Source organism: Aristophania vespae (assembly GCF_009906835.1).
Taxonomy (GTDB): Bacteria; Pseudomonadota; Alphaproteobacteria; order Acetobacterales; family Acetobacteraceae; genus Aristophania; species Aristophania vespae.
In genome coordinates, this window is record NZ_CP047652.1 from 686,977 (window position 1) to 706,352 (window position 19,376).

Consider the following 19,376-nt stretch of genomic DNA (forward strand, 5'->3'; position numbering starts at 1 on the left):
CGGGGCAGAACTCTGGTAATATTTATGAAGCGTTTTCTTTTTCTTTCTTTTTTATTACCTCTCATAGCTGCTTGTACAACCCAAAGAACAGGTGATAATGGGTTATTAAAGGCAGTTAGCTATAATGAGCTCTCCGGCTGGGAAAATGAGGATTATAAAGCCTTACTTCCCATTATTTTAAAAAATTGTCGCAGATTAGCTTCACTTCCTAAAGAAACATCCTTAGGAGGCATGGCTTCTTTGCCTTATGGTTTAAAAAGTGGGGATTGGGTCGGAGCATGTTCTGCCGCGCCCAAAAACCAGACTGTAACTGAAGAAGAAGCTAAAGCATATTTCGAAAGCTGGTTTCAGCCATATCTTGTAAACCAGGAGGCACTTTATACAGGCTATTACGAGCCGCAAATTAGTGCTTCACGGCGTAAGACATCTAAATTTAATGTGCCTCTTTATCGGCGCCCCCTTGATTTAATTCGTGCCACTGCAACAAATGGTGACACGGTCTATGGGCGATGGGTTGGTAAAGAATTTAAACCTTATGACGACCGTGCCAAAATTGATAATGGCTCCCTGAAAAATAAGGGACTAGAAATAGCCTGGCTTAAAGACCCCGTTGATTTGTTCTTTCTGCAAATTCAGGGTTCAGGCCGCCTTTTATTGCCTAATGGTGACGTTATAAGAGTAGGCTATGATGCGCGTAACGGACAACCTTATGTCCCTATTGGGCGCGTGCTCGTTAAGCGGGGTGCAATGGCCAAAGAAGATGTGACAATGGAGTCTATTCGCGACTGGCTTTCTGCTCACCCAGGTGAAATTAAGAGTGTTTTAGAAGAAAACCCTAATTATATCTTCTTCAAAACCCTTCCTACCCCTGCACAAGAAGGGCCGATAGGTGCGTTTGGTGTAGGATTGACTCCAGGAAGGTCAGTGGCGATTGACCGTCAGATTGTTCCTTTTGCTGCACCTATCTGGGTTGAGACAGGCTTTCCAAGCAGTGATGGCTCATCAGAAATTTGGCAGCATTTAACCTTTGCACAGGATGTCGGTAAAAATATCCAGGGTGTTGGTCGGGCGGATCTTTTCACTGGTTGGGGAGAGCAGGCAAGATTTGTAGCAGGGGCCCTGCGTCATCATGGGCGCATGGTAATCTTATTGCCTCATCCCTCTACCGAAATATTAGATTGGTCTGTTTTCACGGATTCTACAGCTCAATGATCCGTACACGTCGTGAGACGGTAGGAAAGCACCAGCTCATACGCGGTGATTCAGGGCGCGTGTTAAAGCGGCTTGCCAAAGGGAGTGTAGATGTAATTATTACATCTCCTCCCTATAATATTGGTCTTGGTTATCGTAGCTATAAAGATCGCTTAAGCGAAGAAGAGTATTTATCGTGGATGGAGGAGATTTGCTCTCTCCTACATCGTATTTTGAACGATAAAGGCTCTTTCTTTTTAAATATTGCTGGCTCAAGCACTCAACCATGGTTGCCATTTGAGCTTGTTGTCAGATTGCGAAAATTTTTTATTCTGCAAAATCATATTTCATGGGTTAAATCTATTGCTGTTAAAGACGTAACTCATGGCCATTTTAAGCCCATAAATTCAAAGCGTTATCTAAATCGGAATCATGAGCATATTTTTCATTTAACAAAAATGGGAGATGTTCCGTTACGGCGCGTTGAAGCTGGTGTTCCTTTTACAGACAAAAGTAATATTAATCGTCGCCAGCATGAGCAGGATAAACGCTGCCGCGGGGATACATGGTTTCTGCCTTATGAGACAGTGCGAAGTAAGGAAGGAAAATTCAGTCATCCTGGCACTTTTCCAGTATCTCTTCCTCTGACATGTTTGCAACTTCATGGTGTGCGTCCTGATTTAACTGTGTTAGATCCTTTTATGGGTACAGGCACAACGCTCGTTGCTGCGGAAAAATTGGGTTTACAAGCTATCGGTATTGAAGCTGATACAGCTTACGTCAAAATAGCGCGGGAAAGATTGCGTGAGCTCGTGACGCTTGATCAAAAGGCTTCATGAGTGGCCAAGAGATTTCTAAAAGAAGATGAACTAAAATTGTGGCGTACTGTCATGCAAGACGTGATGCCCTTACATTGTGCATCTCAAAAGAATCTTCCTGAAAAGCGTCTTCCAGAAAAACCTTCTCAGCCCAAAATTGAAAACTTTCAGACAGTTTTGCAAGAAGTAAAACCGTTAAATCTTCATTCCGCTTCATCGTCCATATCGACGCTTCGCTCAAAACATCATGAATTATTTGTTGGAGTCCGAGCTCCTGGCTTGGATAATACTCAGTGGCGCAAATTGTCTCGGGGCAAAATAGCGGTCGATGCGAAGTTAGATTTGCATGGATATACTGTTCAGGAAGCTTTTGACCATCTCAATTCTTTTATTCATAGGGCTAAAATACTGCATTGGCGCTGTGTCGAAATCGTGACGGGCATGGGAAGTGGTGAGCGAGGGGGAATGATCAGGCGAGAATTACCATTATGGCTACAAAGAAAAGATATTCGTCCTCATATTTTAGCTGTGGTTCATCCACATAAAGGTAATCAAGGTGCTGTTCGTGTACTTTTGCGAAGAAAACGCAGCTAAATAATCTTTAGTTCAGATGATGAGGGGCCTAATAATAAAGGAAGTTTTATCTTGGCTTGGAATTTCCGTATCATTATAAAGAGATAACGCGAATGATTATCATTCTGAGATTCTTTTGCAAAAATGTTAGGAGCACATTGTGTCTTTAAAATCTGTTTTGCATGCGGTTACGATTGCTTCATGTTTTTTGGGAGCTAGTGCCTTAAATGTAGCGCAAGCACGTAACGTAACAGATATTACAGGGCATGTTGTGTCCTTGCCTGACCATCCCAAGCGTATCGTCTTAGGGGAGGGGCGGCTAATTTATGCTTTAGAACCTCTTGAGGGGGAAAACTTATTTAAGCGCATAGTGGGATGGCAGGGCGAATTTCGCTCTGCTGATACTCAATATTACGATCAAATGCTTAAAAAATTTCCTGAAGCTGGGAAGGTTGCTGTTATTGGTCGCAGCTCTGCTGATACGGTTAGCCCCGAAAAAGTCCTTGATCTACACCCTGACCTTGTCATTTTCACAACAACAGGTCATGGTCCCGGGCAATCTAGCGATGTTGTAAGGCGTCTTAAATCAGCTCACATACCGATTATTTTTGTAGATTTCAGAAAAGATCCCATAAAAAACACAGTTAAAAGCATGACAATTCTTGGTCAGGCTTTAGATCGGGAGAACGAGGCCAAAGCGTTCACTGATTTTTACGAAAATCGTCTTAATCAAATTGAAAATATCGTCAAAGATATTCCGGCTTCTGAAAGACCACGTGTTTTTATTAACATGCTAGCAGGTGCCCGCCAAACATGCTGTCATACAGCAGGAAAAGGCAATATGGGGTCCTTTATCGAAGCTGCTGGTGGTCAAAATGTTGCAGCTAATATGCTACCCGGTTATTTGGGTGATATTTCAGCCGAAGCCTTGATTTCACTTAATCCTGATGTGTTAATTCTGGATGGGACACGTGGTCCCGGGGCTACGGCACCTGGTTTGAAAATGGGCGCACAGGTTACGCCTGAAATCGCACGTCAGTCATTCTTATCGTTGCTAAAAGCGCCAGAATTAGCCAATTTACAGGCAGTAAAAAATAAAAAAGCTTATGGAATTTGGCATTCTTACTATGACAATCCCTTTAACATTTTAGCTGTTGAAGTCATGGCAAAATGGTTCTACCCCGAGCGCTTTAAATCTCTTAATCCTGATGCAGATCTGAGTGAAATGCAAAAGCGTTTCACAGCCCTTCCAGTTGGTGGTACCTACTGGATCGATACAAATGCTCTCTAAAAACCAGCATCCAGAACAAGCTGATTTATCGCCTGAACATACGCAAAAATTGCTGTCTCATCTTGTAGGGATGAGACAGTCATATGCTGGCTTGGTCAAACACCGTATTTTGGTTTTGAGCATATTACTGGTGCTTATTTTAGGCTCGCTGTTGCTAGACTTTTCGTTAGGGCCAGCAGGTCTAACACCTTCTCAGCTTATTCATGCATTATGCCATCCTTCTGATGGTACAGCGTCCATCATTGTATGGCAGTTGAGACTTCCTTACGCTTTGATGGCGATCTTAGTAGGGCTTTCATTAGGCATTTCTGGTGCGGAAATGCAGACCATTTTAGATAACCCCCTTGCCAGCCCTTTACCTTAGGTGTTTCAGCAGCGGCGGCTTTTGGGGCTTCACTGGCCATAGTGTTAAATTGGCGCATTCCTTATGTACCAGAAAACTGGATGATACCCATTGAGGCATTTATATTTGCTGTGGGATCAGCCTTATTATTAGAGCTGGTGTCTCGTACGCGCTCCTGCTCAACATCTGTAGTGGTTTTGTTTGGTATTGCGCTTGTATTTACGTTCCACGCTTTTGTAGCGCTTATGCAATTTGTTGCAGATGAGGACTCACTCCAGGAACTCGTTTTTTGGACAATGGGTAGTTTAACGCGTGCTGACTGGGGAAAAATTCTCGTCCTGACTGTAGGGTGCGCTATTGTTCTTCCTTTTTCGTGGAAATCAGCTTCAGCCATGACAGCCTTGCGATTAGGTGAAGATCGTGCAGCGAGCTATGGTGTGAACGTCCAACGTTTGCGGATGATGTCGCTTTTACGCATTAGCATCCTGTCTGCTTTGGCAGTCTCTTTTGTGGGAACAATTGGTTTCGTTGGTCTTGTAGCCCCGCATATTGCAAGGCGGCTTTTAGGTGAGGATCATCGTTATTATCTTCCCGGTGCTGCTTTATGTGGCTGCCTCATTATGTCACTATCTTCCATTGCGGCTAAAAATTTAATTCAGGGTGTCGTTATTCCTGTTGGTATTGTTACAGCTCTGGTTGGCATTCCATTTTTCTTAGGCGTTGTATTGCGGAGGCGCATTTAATGTCTGGCTCTGCTCATTCTACACGCGAGAGTTCATTATCTGTCGAAGAGTTAAGTGTTAAGTACGGAACACGACAAGTTATTGATAATCTAACATTGGCACCTATTAGAGCAGGTCGCATTACCGCTATTTTGGGACCTAATGGTTCAGGAAAATCGACATTATTACGCGCTATTGCCGGTTTAACGCCGTCACATGGAAAAATTTCATTAGGTGAGCATAAGCTTTCATCTTTAGCTCAGGCTAAGAGGGCACAGCTCAGTGCATATCTTCCGCAAACATTACCGCCTACAGTTCATTTACAGGTCTTAGAAGCTGTTATGGTGGCTCGTAGGGCAGGGGATGCTGTTTCAGCAGAATTGGCATTAGATGAAAGTGTTGCAATTTTAGAGCGACTTGGAATAGCGGCTTTGGCTCTGCGTTACATGGATGAGCTTTCAGGTGGACAACGCCAACTTGTTGGGCTTGCTCAGGCGCTGGTAAGAAGACCTTCTCTTTTGTTACTTGATGAGCCTTTAAGTGCTCTGGATTTGCATTACCAGATCGCTGTTATGGAGGCGGTTCGTCATGAAACAGAAATGCGTAACTTAGTGACACTTATTGTCGTGCATGACCTCAATATCGCACTGCAAAGGGCATCTGATGTGGTTTATGTCAAAGAAGGGAAACTCATTGCGCAAGGTGGTGTAAAGACAGTAACAACCCCCAAGATTTTGGCAGATATTTACGGCGTTAAGGCACGGATCGAAATGTGCTCACGCAATAATTTGCATATTTTGGTAGATGAGGTTGTTTAAAATATTTTTGCTGAAAATAGTAGAAAGGCCCATTTTCGTATGAAAAAAGGGCCTTTTTTTAATTAAGAGCTTATGGCCAGCGAAGGTCAGGAGGAAGGCTCATTAAAATGGCTTCGGTGTTTCCACCAGTCTTTAGTCCAAAGACAGTTCCCCGGTCGTAAAGAAGGTTAAATTCAGCATAGCGACCCCGGCGAATAAGCTGAGCTTCGCGATCTTCTTCAGTCCAGGGTGTAAAGAGGCGTTTACGTACAACTTCTGGATAGGCTTTATAAAATGCCTCACCAACATCTCTAGTAAATGCGAAATCTTCTTCCAAATCTTCAGAGCGTAACCAATCGTAAAAAATACCACCTAAACCGCGTGGTTCTTTGCGGTGGGGTAGATAAAAATATTCATCGCACCATTTTTTAAAACGCGGATAATAAGACGGGTCGTACTTGTCACAAGCTGCTTTAAAAGCTGCATGAAACTCTTCTGCATCTGAAATGGCGCTCTCACTTTTTGGGAACATTGGTGTAATATCCCCTCCACCTCCGAACCAGCCACGTGATGTTACAATCAGGCGCGTATTGAAATGAGCGGCTGAGACATGGGGATTACATGGGTGAGATACGAGAGAGATGCCCGTAGCAAAAAAACGGGGATCTTCTTCGGCTCCTGGAATTTGTTTTCTAAATTCCGGAGAGAATTCTCCCCAAACTGTGGAGACATTAACCCCTACTTTTTCAAAAACACGACCGCGCATGACGGACATAACACCGCCACCACCGCTTGAGCGTGTCCAGGCTGTTCTTTCAAAGCGTCCTGCCTCATGGCGGTCCTTCAGGACCTGAGACTGACCAGCGACAGCCTCATCTTCAAGCTGTTCGTAAGAAGCACAAATACGGTCTCTTAAAGATTCGAACCAAGCTTGTGCTTGCTTTTTAAGAGCGTCATGAGGAACATCTTGTCGTATTAAGTCTTTGAAGCTCGGCGTCGTGGTCATGAAGTTTATCCTTCTGTCTCGCCTTAATCTAATATTGATATAGCCAGAGGACTGCCCTGGCGCTGATAATGACTATACAAGATTGCACCTCACAGAAAAGGGAGCATGTGTTGCAAATTATTAAAACCAGCTATCACCTTTTCTAAAATTCTATGTGCATTAAAGGGTTTAACCGTTATGAAAAGCTGGTCTTTTGTTAAAATAAGGGGTCGTAAACATGGCTGAGAATAAAATGGTTAAACCTGTCATTGGCGTTATTGGTGGCTCAGGATTATATGAAATTGATGGTTTAAAAGACCGCCAGTGGCGCCGTTGCGAGACTCCGTGGGGTGAACCGTCTGATGAGCTACTTTTTGGCACATTGGATGGAGTCTCTTGCGTATTCCTTCCACGCCATGGGCGCGGCCATCCAATTCCACCTTCAGAGCTAAATTTTCGGGCTAATATCGCAGCACTTAAAAAAGCTGGCGTTACCGATATTTTGTCACTTTCAGCAGTTGGATCGTTAAAAGAAGAATTAGAGCCAGGTCGCTTTGTATTGGTAGATCAGTTTATTGATCTTTGCCAAAATCGTAAGCGTTCCTTTTTTGAAAAAGGCTGCGTTGCCCATGTCGGTATGGCCGACCCTGTTTCCCACCGCCTATTGGATGTGCTGGAAAAGGAAGCGCATGATCTTTCTATTCCTTTAAAACGCGGCGGTACTTACGTTGTTATTGAGGGACCGCAATTTTCTACAAGAGCAGAGAGTGAACTTTATCGCTCATGGGGCTGCTCAGTCATTGGCATGACAAATATGCCTGAAGCCCGTCTCGCTCGGGAAGCAGAAATGAATTACGCAACAGTGGCAATGGTCACAGATTATGATTGCTGGCACGACGAACATGAGGCTGTTACGGTAGAAGCTGTCATTAAAATCATGCAAAAAAATGCCGATCATGCTCGTGCATTAATAAAAGCCGCAATTCCTGTTTTGGGGCAAGAAAGAGAGCTTTGCTCAAGCGGGGCAGAGAGAGCACTTGATAATGCCATTATTACGGCACCTCAGGCTCGTGATGAAAAAGTGGTCGAGACATTAAAATTTATAGCTGATCGCGTTTTGTAAAAATAACGTCTGAAAATGGTCGGATATTAGGGGAGTTTTTGAACACTCCCTAATATTGGGCTTTTAATGAGCTTCTAATTTTTCTGAAAAGAAAGCCAGTGTCCTTTCCCATGCTAATTCACTAGCCTCTGCATTAAAGCTGGCGCGGTCGGTGCACCCAAAACCATGCTCGGCATTTTTATAAACATAGAGTGGAATGTCAGGATAAGCGTCAAGAATCATGTCTAAATCTGCTTCGGAAACATAAGCATCATTATCTCCAAAATGAAGCTGAACAGGGCACCGAGGTTCAGGAGAGGTGTTTTGTGCGATTTCACCGCCATACCATGCGACAGAGGCATCAACCTTTAATGACTGCGCTGCTTTCCAGGCAAGCGAGCCACCAAGGCAAAAACCTATAATGCCAATAGGTCTCTCAGGATTTTCATGACGCAAGGCATTGATGCAGGCTTCGATATCCTCAAGGGCCTTTTTCTGATCAAGTTGTGCATATATTTCCATGCCTTTTTTCAGGCCGTCTTCATCATAAGGGAAAATAGCTTCAGGTTGCACGCGGTCAAAAAGGGCAGGGGCAATAACCTGGTAGCCAACATGGGCCAGCTGTTCGCTAACATTACGAATATAATCGGTAAGCCCAAAAACTTCCTGCACAACAATCAGTCCTGCTTTGGGTTTGCCGGTTTTTTGTACGGCCTCAAAAACATCAAATGAGTGACCGTCAGCAGATGTAAGTTGTGCTGTTGCTGATAGGATTGGGTTAGAGGGCATAATCAACCTCCTCGAATGGTTATAAGACTAACAATGAATCAGACATTAATGAGTATGGTTAAAAAAAAATCTTTTTAGAAGAGGGGACGCTTCTTGACGCGTTGATAAGGCGATATTATCTCTCAGATGCGCCTCTTATGATAAAAAGAGACGCACAGAGGTGCGCTGCTGTTTTTGAGCGCAATAACCCGGCCACGCTGCTTTGAACAAGGGCTGGCCTAGAATGGAGCGATCCATGACGAAGTTTCGTCCTCTACATGACCGTGTAGTCGTCCGTCGTTTGGACGGTGAAGCAAAAACTGCTGGTGGAATTATTATCCCAGATACCGCTAAGGAAAAACCAATGGAAGGCGAAGTTGTCGCTGTTGGACCTGGCGAGCGTAATAATAACGGGCAGCTTGTCCCGCTGGATGTAAAAACAGGCGACCGCGTTCTGTTTGGCAAGTGGTCTGGCACTGAGGTCAAGGTTGATGGTGAAGAGCTATTGATCATGAAAGAAAGCGATATTCTGGGCGTTGTAGGCTAATTTAGGCTTTTCCCCTTCGCTTGTTTTAAACCTCAAAGGAGTTGAGTGTTATGGCTGCTAAAGACGTAAAATTTGGTGCTGATGCACGCGAGCGTATGCTCCGTGGTGTTGATATTCTTGCTAATGCTGTGAAAGTGACATTGGGTCCAAAAGGCCGCAATGTTGTTCTTGATAAAAGCTTTGGCGCACCACGTATCACAAAAGATGGTGTTTCAGTTGCTAAAGAAATCGAACTAGCTGACAAGTTCGAAAATATGGGCGCACAAATGGTGCGTGAAGTTGCTTCTAAAACCAACGATATTGCTGGTGATGGTACAACGACAGCCACTGTACTGGCCCAGGCAATTATTCGTGAAGGTGCAAAAGCTGTTGCTGCTGGCATGAATCCTATGGATTTAAAACGCGGCATTGATAAAGCTGTTGGCCAGGTTGTTGAAGAGCTAAAAACACGCACCAGCAAAATTTCTTCTCCAGCTGAAATTGCTCAGGTTGGTACAATTTCTGCCAATGGTGAGTCCGAGATTGGTGAGATGATCTCCCAAGCTATGGAAAAAGTTGGCTCAGAAGGTGTTATCACTGTAGAAGAAGCACGTGGTCTTCATACCGAACTTGATGTTGTCGAGGGTATGCAGTTTGATCGCGGTTACATCTCTCCTTATTTCGTGACAAATACAGAGAAGATGACAGTGGATATGGATAACCCACTTATCCTTATTCATGAAAAGAAAGTTTCTTCTCTTCAGCCAATGCTTCCACTTCTTGAAAGTGTTGTTCAGTCTGGCCGTCCACTTCTTATCATTGCAGAAGATGTTGATGGTGAAGCCCTTGCAACTCTCGTTGTGAACAAGCTTCGTGGTGGTCTGAAAATTGCCGCTGTTAAAGCGCCTGGTTTTGGTGATCGTCGTAAAGCTATGCTTGAAGACATCGCTATTCTTACAGGTGGCCAGCTTGTCTCCGAAGATATTGGTATCAAGCTTGAAAACGTCACTGTTGATATGCTTGGTAACGCTAAAAAGCTGCATATTGACAAAGAAAACACCACAATCGTTGAGGGTGCTGGTCAGACAGATGCTATCAAAGCACGCTGCAACCAGATTCGCGCTCAAATTGAAGAGACAACATCTGACTATGACCGTGAGAAGCTGCAAGAGCGTCTTGCTAAATTGGCAGGTGGTGTTGCTGTTATCCGTGTTGGTGGTAGCACAGAAGTTGAAGTTAAAGAGCGCAAAGACCGCGTTGATGATGCATTACATGCAACACGCGCCGCTGTTGAAGAAGGTATCGTCCCAGGTGGTGGTACAGCTCTTGCCCGTGCAAGCCTCAACCTAGGTAACCTGACATTCCATAACGAAGATCAACGCGTTGGTGCAGAGATCGTTCGTAAGGCTCTTCAGGCTCCACTTCGTCAAATTGCTCACAATGCTGGTGAAGATGGTGCGGTCATTGCTGGTAAAGTTCTTGAGAAATCAGACTATACAACTGGCTTTGATGCTCAAAAAGGCGAGTATAAAGACCTTGTTGCCGCTGGTATTATCGACCCAACTAAAGTTGTTCGTACTGCGCTTCAAGATGCTGCTTCTGTTGCCGGGTTGTTAATCACAACCGAAGCTATGGTTGCCGAGCGCCCAGAGAAAAAAGCGCCTGCAATGCCTGACGAAGGTATGGGCGGAATGGGTGGCATGGGCGGAATGGGCTTCTAATGTGAAGCACACCTTATCTTTCATATTGTGTGAAAGATAAAAGCTCATAAAAAAAGGCTTTCACTCTTTAATGAGGGTGAAAGCCTTTTTCGTTAAAAACCAATTTTTAATAAGACTACCCTGAAAAATTAAGTAGAGAGGTCTGAGTTTAAAAATTCAGCAATTTCTTCAAGAGCTTCTGACAGGGGTAAACGTTTCACGTCCACGCCTTCGGGAAAAGCAGAGAGAAGACGTGTTGGTAAACGGCGATCTAGCATGACAAAAACGCCTTTATCATTTTTGCGGCGAATAAGACGTCCAAAAGCCTGACGTAAACGTATACGTGTTACAAAATCGTCATATTCATATGAGTTTCCGTTAGAAAGATAACGCCGCCTTTCACGGTGTAAAATATCTGGCCGCGGCCATGGGGTACGTTCAAATACCACCATGCGTAAAGCATCCCCAGGAATATCGACACCATCTCTCATGGCATCAGTTCCAAGAAGGCAGCTATTACGTTCAGTGCGGAAAATATCAACTAAAGTTGCATTATCCATCGCATCTATATGCTGAGCATAAAGAGAAATATTTTTACGCCCTAAAGGCTCTTCTATATGCTTATAAACCGCTTTAAGGCGGTTAATAGCTGTAAAAAGACCTAAAGCGCCGCCATTGCTTGTTTCAAAAAGAGCCTGGAATGCCCTGCTCAAAGACGTTATTTCCGAAGATATATCTGTAATAACATAAGCCCTCGTTTGCTGAGCATAATCAAAAGGACTTAACAAGGCGGCCCGCACAGGGGGCTTTAAAAAATGGGGTATTCCTACTCTTTGCTCTGCACGGTGCCAGGCTTCCTCGTCATTTCTCTGCTCTCTTTGATCGCGCAATGTTGCAGAGGTAATCAATAAGCCATGGGTTGTAGTTTGTAGAATGCTTGCAAAGGGTATGGTGGGATCAAGCCAGTGACGATGAAGAGCTATATCAAACCCCTCAGATCCTAATCTTGGAACAGAAAAGCGATCGCGTCTTATAAAATCAATATAAAGTGGCAATTCATTTTGCTGAGGTGGCACGGCTAATGCCCTCAGCATAGAGAGCCAACCCTGCACGGGCGTAAAAGCGCGTCGGTAAAGGCTGCGGGTTGTGGCCTCAACTCTTTGTATTAGAGCTGGATCTAGCTCGTCTTCCTGCTCAATTATGCTTGCAAAATAATTTATAAGCCGATCAAGAGGGGACAAAACTTGTTGTAAAGCCTCAATAAGAACCTCTGCTTTATGCAAAACGTCCTCACTTGCCGGGTGCAGGTCAATTTCCTGACGATTATAATATTGTTCAGCGTCTTTTGTTTTTGTATTTTGAATAAGTCTTGTTTCAAGAAGATGATCCAGAGCATGAAGAAAATTTTCTGCCGGATTTTCGAGTGGTTCTTGTGAAAACTGCGAGTTAACTGCCTCTTCTGATAAAGTTTCTTCATCGGTCTTAAGGGCCGCAGATGCCCGTGCATCCCGTGCTTCCTGAAGTCTAATGCTCCAGCGGGGTTGTGGTAAAGCCAACGTGGCAGATGTAAGGAGTGCCTGTAAAATATCTTTAATAGGGGGGAAGATTTCTATTAAATCATCCATACGGCGCTGTAAGCCGCGTGCCCGGGAGCGCCCCCCTTCAGCACCTAAAAGCCAGCGTCTTAGCTCAGCAGCTTCCAGTCCCGAAAAAACATGAGCAAAAGCGTTATCACTGGCTTCAAAAATATGATGTCCTTCGTCAAAAATAATATGAGTGGGAACACCATTTTCATCTGTTAAATCTGCCGGAGCCAGGGACTTTGGCACTAAAGCATTCCATGCTGCCTGAGACAGTACAAGGGCATGATTTGCTATAACAAAATCAGCATGACGGGCTTTGCGGATAGAATTTTCTATAAAGCAGCGTTGATAATGCTGGCATGCAGAATGAATACATTCGCCCCGTCTGTCAGCAATCGTTGTGATAAGGCTATGGCCAAATAAATCTCCAAACCAGCCTGGCAAATCACCTCCCTGTAAATCTCCATCAGACGTAACTTCAGCCCACCTGACCAGAAGAGAAAGAGCAATCAGTTGAGGATTGTTTTGAGTGGGGCGGTTGAGGGTGCTAACAGTAATATCTTCTAAATTTAAAAGACAAAGATAGTTTTCTCGTCCTTTTCGAATAACGACCTTTTTTCTGCGGATCGTAGGATCAGGATAAAGCTTTGTGATTTCTTGTTCGATCTGGCGTTGCAGATGGCGCGTGTAAGTACTAATCCAAACTGTGCCGCTATTGGTTTCGGACCATATACTTGCAGGAGCAATATAGCCAAGAGTTTTGCCTGTTCCCGTCCCTGCTTCAGCTAGCACAATATTGGGTGCATTGATGGCAGTACGAGGTTGAAAACTATAACTAGCTACCGAAGAAAAATCTGCCTGACCTGTACGCGTCTCTGCATCAGGCCCAAGAATTTCTGCCAGACGTTTGCGTGCGTCCAAAACTGATACAGATTGAGAGCCAGGAGGAGGGCGGGGCGCTTCTTCTTCCCACTGAGGGAGGCGCTGCCAAATTTTGAGCACATCCCCAAAATAAGGCTCAATCTTATGGCTAGAGAGATTTTCTGCTTCGTCTGAATGAACATTAAGCGCTAATTTTACTGTTTCAGCCCAGCTCCATCCAGCCTTGCTTAAAGGGCAAGGGCAAGCGTCAGGTTTTTATGGAGGAGAGGATCAGTTCCATATTCGCTTAATTGTGAGAGCAAATGATGCGTTATATTATAAAGAACATTAGCTTCAAGATGAGGGTTTTCCTCTTCTTTCAATAACCCCAGTGCCAGAGAGAGACCTCGTGGTGTTGGTGTTAAAGATTGAGCTGGATGAATAAATAAAAAGAGCTCTAGCAAATCCAGCCATGGTACAGGCTGTGTTTCAGGAGGGAGATCTAATAAGCGTAGTGTTTCTGGCCCATGAACTAATAATGGAGGGGGATAATCTTTTAGAATTGGTCTTAATTCATGGTTTGGTAAACGCAACATTTCACCATCTGGTGTCACAAAAGAAGAGACACCAGGCTTTGCAATCAAAGCAGGAAGATCGAACGGAGAGAGAAACGTTTCAGACATTTGCAGTATTTTATCTGTAAAAGTCGTTGATGCCGAGAGTTTAATCTCTTAGAACAATCAGCACTTCTTGACCCTGACTTAAAGGGTTACTATTTTTTAGGTCTATGCATAATATGTTAAGCCACGCTTTGCCTGATTCTTCTTTGCTTAAACTCTGGCCTTTTGAGGAAGCACGAAAATTAAGCGAGAGGGTTAAAGATAGAGATTCTGAAAAGCCCATTTTATTAGAAACTGGGTATGGTCCTTCTGGTTTACCACATATCGGCACATTTGGCGAAGTGGCTCGTACAACCTGGGTTCGTCAGGCTTTTGAAGCTATGACAGGCCGTAAAACACGGCTTTTAGCTTTTTCTGATGATATGGATGCGCTCCGTAAAGTTCCAACCAATGTTCCACAGCAGGATATGTTGCAACAGCATTTAGGGTTGCCGCTTTCTTGCATACCAGACCCTTTTGGAACACATGAGAGCTTTGCAGCGCATAATAACGCCCTTTTATGCGAATTTTTAGATAATTTTGGTTTTGACTATGAATTCGCCTCAGCTACAAAATATTATAAAAGCGGCACATTCGACAAAGCTCTAAAGCGCGTTCTGGAAGTTCATGACAAAATTATAGCCGTTATTGCTCCTACTCTAGGTGCTGAGAGACGTGCGACTTATTCTCCTGTGTTACCGATCCATCCAGAAACGGGTCGTGTAATGCAAGTGCCCATTTTAGAGGTAAACCCTGAGGCTGGCACAGTTGTTTGGGAAGATGAAACCGGAAAGCGTTTTGAGACCTCCGTTTATGGTGGGCAGGCCAAAATGCAGTGGAAGGCAGATTGGGCCATGCGCTGGTATGCGCTGGGTGTCGACTATGAGATGTCAGGCAAGGATCTTATTGAGAGTGTAAAGCTTTCTTCAAAAATCTGCCGTCTGTTAGGTAAAGAGCCACCTGTTACGCTCACTTATGAGCTTTTCTTGGATGCTCAAGGGCAAAAGATTAGCAAGTCCAAAGGCAATGGGTTGTCTGTAGAGGAATGGCTACGCTATGGCACGACGGAAAGTCTAGCCCAATACATGTTCCAACAGCCAAGCCGGGCTAAACGTCTATATTTTGATGTTATTCCCCGTGCAACAGATGATTACCTGACGTTTGTTCAAAAAAGTGAGCAACAAGAGGGGCTGATCTTTATAATAACCCAGTGTGGTTTTTACATAATGGTGAAATACGCCATAAAGATACAAGCCCTATTTCTTTTACAGCCCTTCTTAACTTGGCAAGTGTAGCAAATGCTCATGAAGCGGCAACATTATGGAAGTTTTTGGGGCGTTATGACAGCTCGCTCTCTCCAGAAACACACCCTTATCTAGACCGTTTAGTCTCTCATGCCCTGACTTATTTTAACGAGCGCGTAAAACCAACAAAGGTTTATCGTGCGCCAACAGAACGAGAAAGAAAAGGTTTAACGGATTTAGCCGCAGCTCTTGAAGGCATTCCTGCCAACTCAACCCCAGACGAAGTCCAAAATGTCGTTTTTGAAGTTGGAAAAAGATATTTTGAGAAGTCTGAATTAAGAGCCTGGTTTGGGTGTCTTTATGAAGTTTTGCTAGGACAGAGTGAAGGACCACGTTTTGGTGTTTTTGCTGCTTTATTTGGCTTAGCTGAAACAATTTCTTTAATTAAAGAGGCCTTGGCGCGCCCTGAGGTAAAATTAGGGGAAGCAGAAGATTAAACAGGGGACGGGTAAATCATAGGGTTTTATGTCCAAAGATTATTCTTCTAAACCCATAAAGCACGCTCTCCCACAACAGACAAAGTGGAGGCGTTTTTTTAAGCATTTGCCTGCTTTTTTTGGTCTAGTGCTTTTATTCGCTGCTGCCATAGTGATTTGGCGGCAGCTAAAGCATCTTTCTATTCATGATGTAATAGCCAGTGTTAAAGCCCTGCCTGCTTCGTCCTTATGGGCCGGGGCCGGGGCTACCTTTTTGGCTTATGCTATTCTGACATTTTATGATGGTCTTGCCTGCCGGCAAGTAAAAGCCAAAATTTCCTGGTTAAAAGCCTCCTTTGTTGCTTTTTGTGCCTATGTTTTGTCTCATAATTTAGGCTTTGCAGCAATTTCCGGTACAGCGGTTCGTTATAGATTATATCGCAATTGGGGTGTACCTGGACAAAAAATAGCGTCTATAGTTGCTTTTTGCTCTGTAACTTATTTACTGGGTACAACAGGTTTAGTTGGAATAGTTCTATCCTGGCAACCCAATACTATTCCTATATTATCTCACTACGGCACCTGGTTTCCAAGATTATTGGGTGCAGCTTGCTTTAGTGTGCTGTTACTTTATGTCGTTCTGTCATGCTGGTATAAAAAAATCACTTTTTTTGGACATGAAACTGAGCTGCCAGGTTGGAAAATGGCTCTGGGGCAAATATCAGCCAGCATGGCTGATATGTCGGCAACGGCATTGATTATCTGGTGCCTTATTGGGCCATTACCGCCAGAAACGACGTTAACTTTTGGCAGCTTTCTGGGTATTTATCTCGTTTCCTACACGGCTGGTTTGGTAGCAAATATTCCTGGTGGGTTAGGGGTGTTTGATGGGGCTATGATTGCCGCTCTTTCACCATGGTTGCCAGTTTCACATATCATGGCAACTATTCTTGTCTTTCGTATCATGTATTATTTGGTGCCTTTGATTTTGGCAGGTTTTTTATTTGCTTCGCACGAAGTCCTTTTACGTAGCAAATATTTCTTACCCAAAAATCGATTGACTGAGGGGTCAGGGCAGGCTTTGCGGGAATTTGAGGCTGACTTTAGTATAAGAGCTGCTTGCGTTATACAAATTCTGCTAGGTATAGCAACAATCTGTTATGCTCTTTTTGCACCATTACCTACATCACTTTCGTCAGTCTATACTTTTTTTATTCAAATTTCTGCACTACTTTTAATTATATTTGGAGTTGTATTAATAGCCGCTGCCATGGGGCTAATGCAACGCGTGCTATTGGCATGGCGTGTATCTGTATTGTTACTACTATTTATAGAAGCCATATTAGTTTTTCGTCATGATTCCTGGTTTGTGTGTCTTTTGATACTGAGTGCTTTGCTTGTTTTACTGCCTTTTCGCTCAAGTTATTATAGGCGGGCTTATTGGCGCTCTGAGCCACACTCACCATTACTTTTTTTCTTTTTAAGTTTATGTATCGTGAGTTTAATTGGTTTACGCTGGATTGCCGTAAATGAGCATTTAGGTGTGATATGGTGGCATCCATTACTCTTTGATGCTCGCCTGATAAAAGCCCGTTTACTCATGTTTTGTGTGTTGTTTAGTTGTTTTATTGGTTTTTGGTTGGCATTAAGAAAAGCAAAGTTACATCCTTATCACTGGAGTACTCAGTCAGCTGCTTTATATGCCTGCCTAGCACATGACGAGCCTGCTGAAATTATTATGGAAAAGCTCGGTGTAACGCCAAACGGCCTATTTTATGACGAAACTAAACAAGCTGCACTGGCTTTTGTAAAAAAAGACTTTTTTGTTTTGGCAGTTGGAGAGCCAGTAGGGGCTGCTCATAAAGCAAGGGCAGCGATTTTGCGCTTGAGAGATTACGCTTTGCAAGAAAATTGTATGTTGGCTTTTTTGCAGTCAAGTGATCGTTTTAATGAGCTCTATAATAATCTGGGACTGACGTGCCTTTATATTTCTAGAGATAAAATATTATTTTGCTCTCTTGAAGATTTTCTTATGCTTAAATCTTATGTTGAAGAATTTTCTAAAAATAATGGGTCAGATAGCTGGTCCGTAACTTTCCAAAACTGATATTAAACCGTAGTTTTTTGAGTCGTACACTTCGATTAAGTTGATTTGGTCAACTTTAGAGATTGAAGCTGAAAATAATCCATTAAGCTCTAACCAGGACATAAGTTCTCGTTCCTTGCCAGAGGGTAATATTCCTAATTCCAAAAAAGGTGCAAACCGCCTTCTTGGTGTTGAGGCTCCTGCACGTTGGAGCGCGAAATCAATTTTTTGTTTTAATCTGATAAGCTCAGATGAAGCTACAATAGAAACGCCGATTTTATAATTCTCATTATAATTTTGGAACGCTACACTTTTTACGGCAACTGAAAAAGCAGGCCAGGTAAGGCGTGACAATTCATAATCAATTTCTTCTAACAATATAGAGTTATCAATATTCCCCAGACAGCGGAGCGTGATGTAAGAGCTATGTTTTTCTTTCCATTGAACTCCCTCCAAACTGCTCTTTAATATTGCGAGACGTTGCTCTAATGCTGGTGAAGCAGGAATAGTGACAGCCAAATTAACCATATGTAATGATTGTGCCTTTATTTATGATCATTATGTGGGACGCTCTTGACAGGTCAGGAATAATCCCCACATCGTTGTATAACTAAAAAGCCTTTTGTAATAGGTTTTTACCAGCTTTTTCCGGATAATAGGTAATATGGCATTTCATTACGATTATAACTCTACTGGAAGCCAGCAAGGCTATGCTGCTATGGACGCAGGATTGCGTTCATATATGCTCCGTGTTTACAACTGGATGGCTGTTGCCCTTGCTTTAACTGGGGTTGTAGCTTTCGCAATCATAAATACATCTCTTAAAGAGGTGTTTTTTCACGTTGCACGCACCTCTTCAGGATTTGCTCTTGCGCCAACTTTGTTAGGTTACGTTGGCATTTTTTCTCCACTGGTCTTTGTTCTTGTCCTTTCTTTTGGCGTAAACAGATTGTCGCGCTCCACCGCTCAGCTTCTTTTTCTTGTTTATAGCGCGGTGATGGGGATAAGTCTGGCTTGCATATTCTTTGCATATACAGGTGCTTCAGTCGCACGAACCTTTTTTATAACGGCTGGTTTATTTGCGGCTGTTTCTCTATGGGGATATGTGACAAAACGCTCATTAACGGGCTTTGGCGCCTTTTTGACCATGGGACTGATAGGCCTGCTAATAGCCATGGTTGTGAATATGTTTTTTGCCAGCTCCATGATGTCGATGATTATTTCTTTTGTTGGGGTGTTGGTCTTTACGGGCTTTACAGCTTACGACACACAACGCATTAAGTTTTCTTACCAGCAGCAATATGCTTATTTAAACCCTGATGAGTTAGCAAAGAACAGCATCTATGATGCCTTATCCATGTATCTCAACTTTGTTAACCTTTTTCAGTTTCTTCTTCAGTTTATGGGTGTCAGATCAGACAATCGCTGACCGTAAACATTTGAATTCTTTGGTGTGAAGAATGAAAAAAAGAAGGCAGAGCAACCAAACTGTCTTCTTTTTTTGTGCTTAAAATAAACTGTGTTTCTGGGTTATTGTACCCAATATTAAAAAACCGTAATTCACGTTTACATTTGCGTGAAATCCGATAAGATACGAATCAGACCAAACGTTTCCTGTAATGGCCTAAGCAATTACCGTTTGTTCTCGCTT

General features: G+C 43.4%; 13 protein-coding genes and 3 pseudogenes. 12 read left to right on the plus strand and 4 right to left on the minus strand.

What is annotated here, in order from left to right; genetic code table 11:
* Positions 1-24: 24 nt before the first annotated feature.
* The 6 genes and pseudogenes from mltA to GT348_RS03110 all read left to right on the plus strand — a co-directional run bounded on the left by mltA (position 25) and on the right by GT348_RS03110 (position 5,756).
* On the plus strand, positions 25-1,212 hold the full coding sequence (mltA, locus tag GT348_RS03085; protein WP_160618465.1) for a murein transglycosylase A: 1,188 nt from the start codon (positions 25-27) through the stop codon (positions 1,210-1,212).
* Positions 1,209-2,030, plus strand: coding sequence for a DNA-methyltransferase (locus tag GT348_RS03090; protein ID WP_160618466.1), 822 nt, complete (start codon positions 1,209-1,211; stop codon positions 2,028-2,030). Before mltA ends, GT348_RS03090 begins: the two co-directional genes overlap by 4 nt.
* Positions 2,031-2,603, plus strand: a complete 573-nt coding sequence (locus GT348_RS03095; RefSeq protein ID WP_236646567.1) for a Smr/MutS family protein — start codon at positions 2,031-2,033, stop codon at positions 2,601-2,603.
* Positions 2,604-2,742: 139 nt separating this feature from the next.
* Positions 2,743-3,873 (plus strand): ABC transporter substrate-binding protein, encoded by a 1,131-nt coding sequence (locus GT348_RS03100; RefSeq protein WP_236646568.1) that lies wholly within the window; start codon positions 2,743-2,745, stop codon positions 3,871-3,873.
* 70 nt (positions 3,874-3,943) lie between these two features.
* Positions 3,944-4,959: pseudogene (locus tag GT348_RS03105) on the plus strand (FecCD family ABC transporter permease).
* A complete protein-coding gene (locus tag GT348_RS03110; protein ID WP_160618467.1) occupies positions 4,959-5,756 on the plus strand; it encodes an ABC transporter ATP-binding protein in 798 nt (265 codons plus the stop codon). The pseudogene GT348_RS03105 and the gene GT348_RS03110 overlap by 1 nt, the downstream one beginning before the upstream one ends.
* 70 nt (positions 5,757-5,826) lie before the next feature.
* Here the strand turns inward: GT348_RS03110 and hemF are convergent, their stop codons facing one another.
* Positions 5,827-6,741, minus strand: a complete 915-nt coding sequence (hemF, locus tag GT348_RS03115; RefSeq protein WP_160618468.1) for an oxygen-dependent coproporphyrinogen oxidase — start codon at positions 6,739-6,741, stop codon at positions 5,827-5,829.
* Between the two features lie 217 nt (positions 6,742-6,958).
* On the opposite strand from hemF, the gene GT348_RS03120 reads away from it, so the two are divergent.
* Positions 6,959-7,843 carry an S-methyl-5'-thioadenosine phosphorylase gene (locus GT348_RS03120; RefSeq protein WP_160618469.1) on the plus strand — a complete coding sequence of 295 codons (885 nt, stop codon included), beginning with the start codon at positions 6,959-6,961 and terminating at the stop codon, positions 7,841-7,843.
* 63 nt (positions 7,844-7,906) lie between these two features.
* Here GT348_RS03120 and GT348_RS03125 read toward each other — a convergent pair whose 3' ends face one another.
* Complete coding sequence (locus tag GT348_RS03125; protein WP_160618470.1) at positions 7,907-8,611, minus strand: dienelactone hydrolase family protein; 705 nt, start codon at positions 8,609-8,611, stop codon at positions 7,907-7,909.
* Between the two features lie 235 nt (positions 8,612-8,846).
* Between GT348_RS03125 and groES the strand changes: the two genes are divergently transcribed.
* Complete coding sequence (groES, locus tag GT348_RS03130; protein WP_160618471.1) at positions 8,847-9,137, plus strand: co-chaperone GroES; 291 nt, start codon at positions 8,847-8,849, stop codon at positions 9,135-9,137.
* A gap of 50 nt (positions 9,138-9,187) precedes the next feature.
* Entirely contained in the window at positions 9,188-10,837 is a 1,650-nt protein-coding gene (gene groL, locus GT348_RS03135) for a chaperonin GroEL (RefSeq protein WP_160618472.1), read from the plus strand.
* Between the two features lie 128 nt (positions 10,838-10,965).
* Here the strand turns inward: groL and GT348_RS03140 are convergent.
* A pseudogene (locus GT348_RS03140) lies at positions 10,966-13,943 on the minus strand (ATP-dependent DNA helicase).
* A gap of 104 nt (positions 13,944-14,047) precedes the next feature.
* On the opposite strand from GT348_RS03140, the pseudogene GT348_RS03145 reads away from it, so the two are divergent.
* Both GT348_RS03145 and GT348_RS03150 read left to right on the plus strand, forming a co-directional pair.
* A pseudogene (locus GT348_RS03145) lies at positions 14,048-15,660 on the plus strand (lysine--tRNA ligase).
* Positions 15,661-15,688: 28 nt separating this feature from the next.
* The gene (locus tag GT348_RS03150; protein ID WP_160618473.1) at positions 15,689-17,746 is read left to right on the plus strand and encodes a lysylphosphatidylglycerol synthase domain-containing protein; all 2,058 of its coding nucleotides are present in this window, start codon (positions 15,689-15,691) and stop codon (positions 17,744-17,746) included.
* On the opposite strand, the gene GT348_RS03155 is transcribed toward GT348_RS03150, so the two are convergent.
* Positions 17,714-18,253, minus strand: coding sequence for a 2'-5' RNA ligase family protein (locus GT348_RS03155; protein ID WP_160618474.1), 540 nt, complete (start codon positions 18,251-18,253; stop codon positions 17,714-17,716). The two genes, GT348_RS03150 and GT348_RS03155, sit on opposite strands and share 33 nt — an antisense overlap.
* A gap of 136 nt (positions 18,254-18,389) precedes the next feature.
* Here GT348_RS03155 and GT348_RS03160 point away from each other — a divergent pair, with 136 nt between their 5' ends.
* Entirely contained in the window at positions 18,390-19,154 is a 765-nt protein-coding gene (locus tag GT348_RS03160) for a Bax inhibitor-1/YccA family protein (RefSeq protein ID WP_160618475.1), read from the plus strand.
* Positions 19,155-19,376 lie beyond the last annotated feature (222 nt).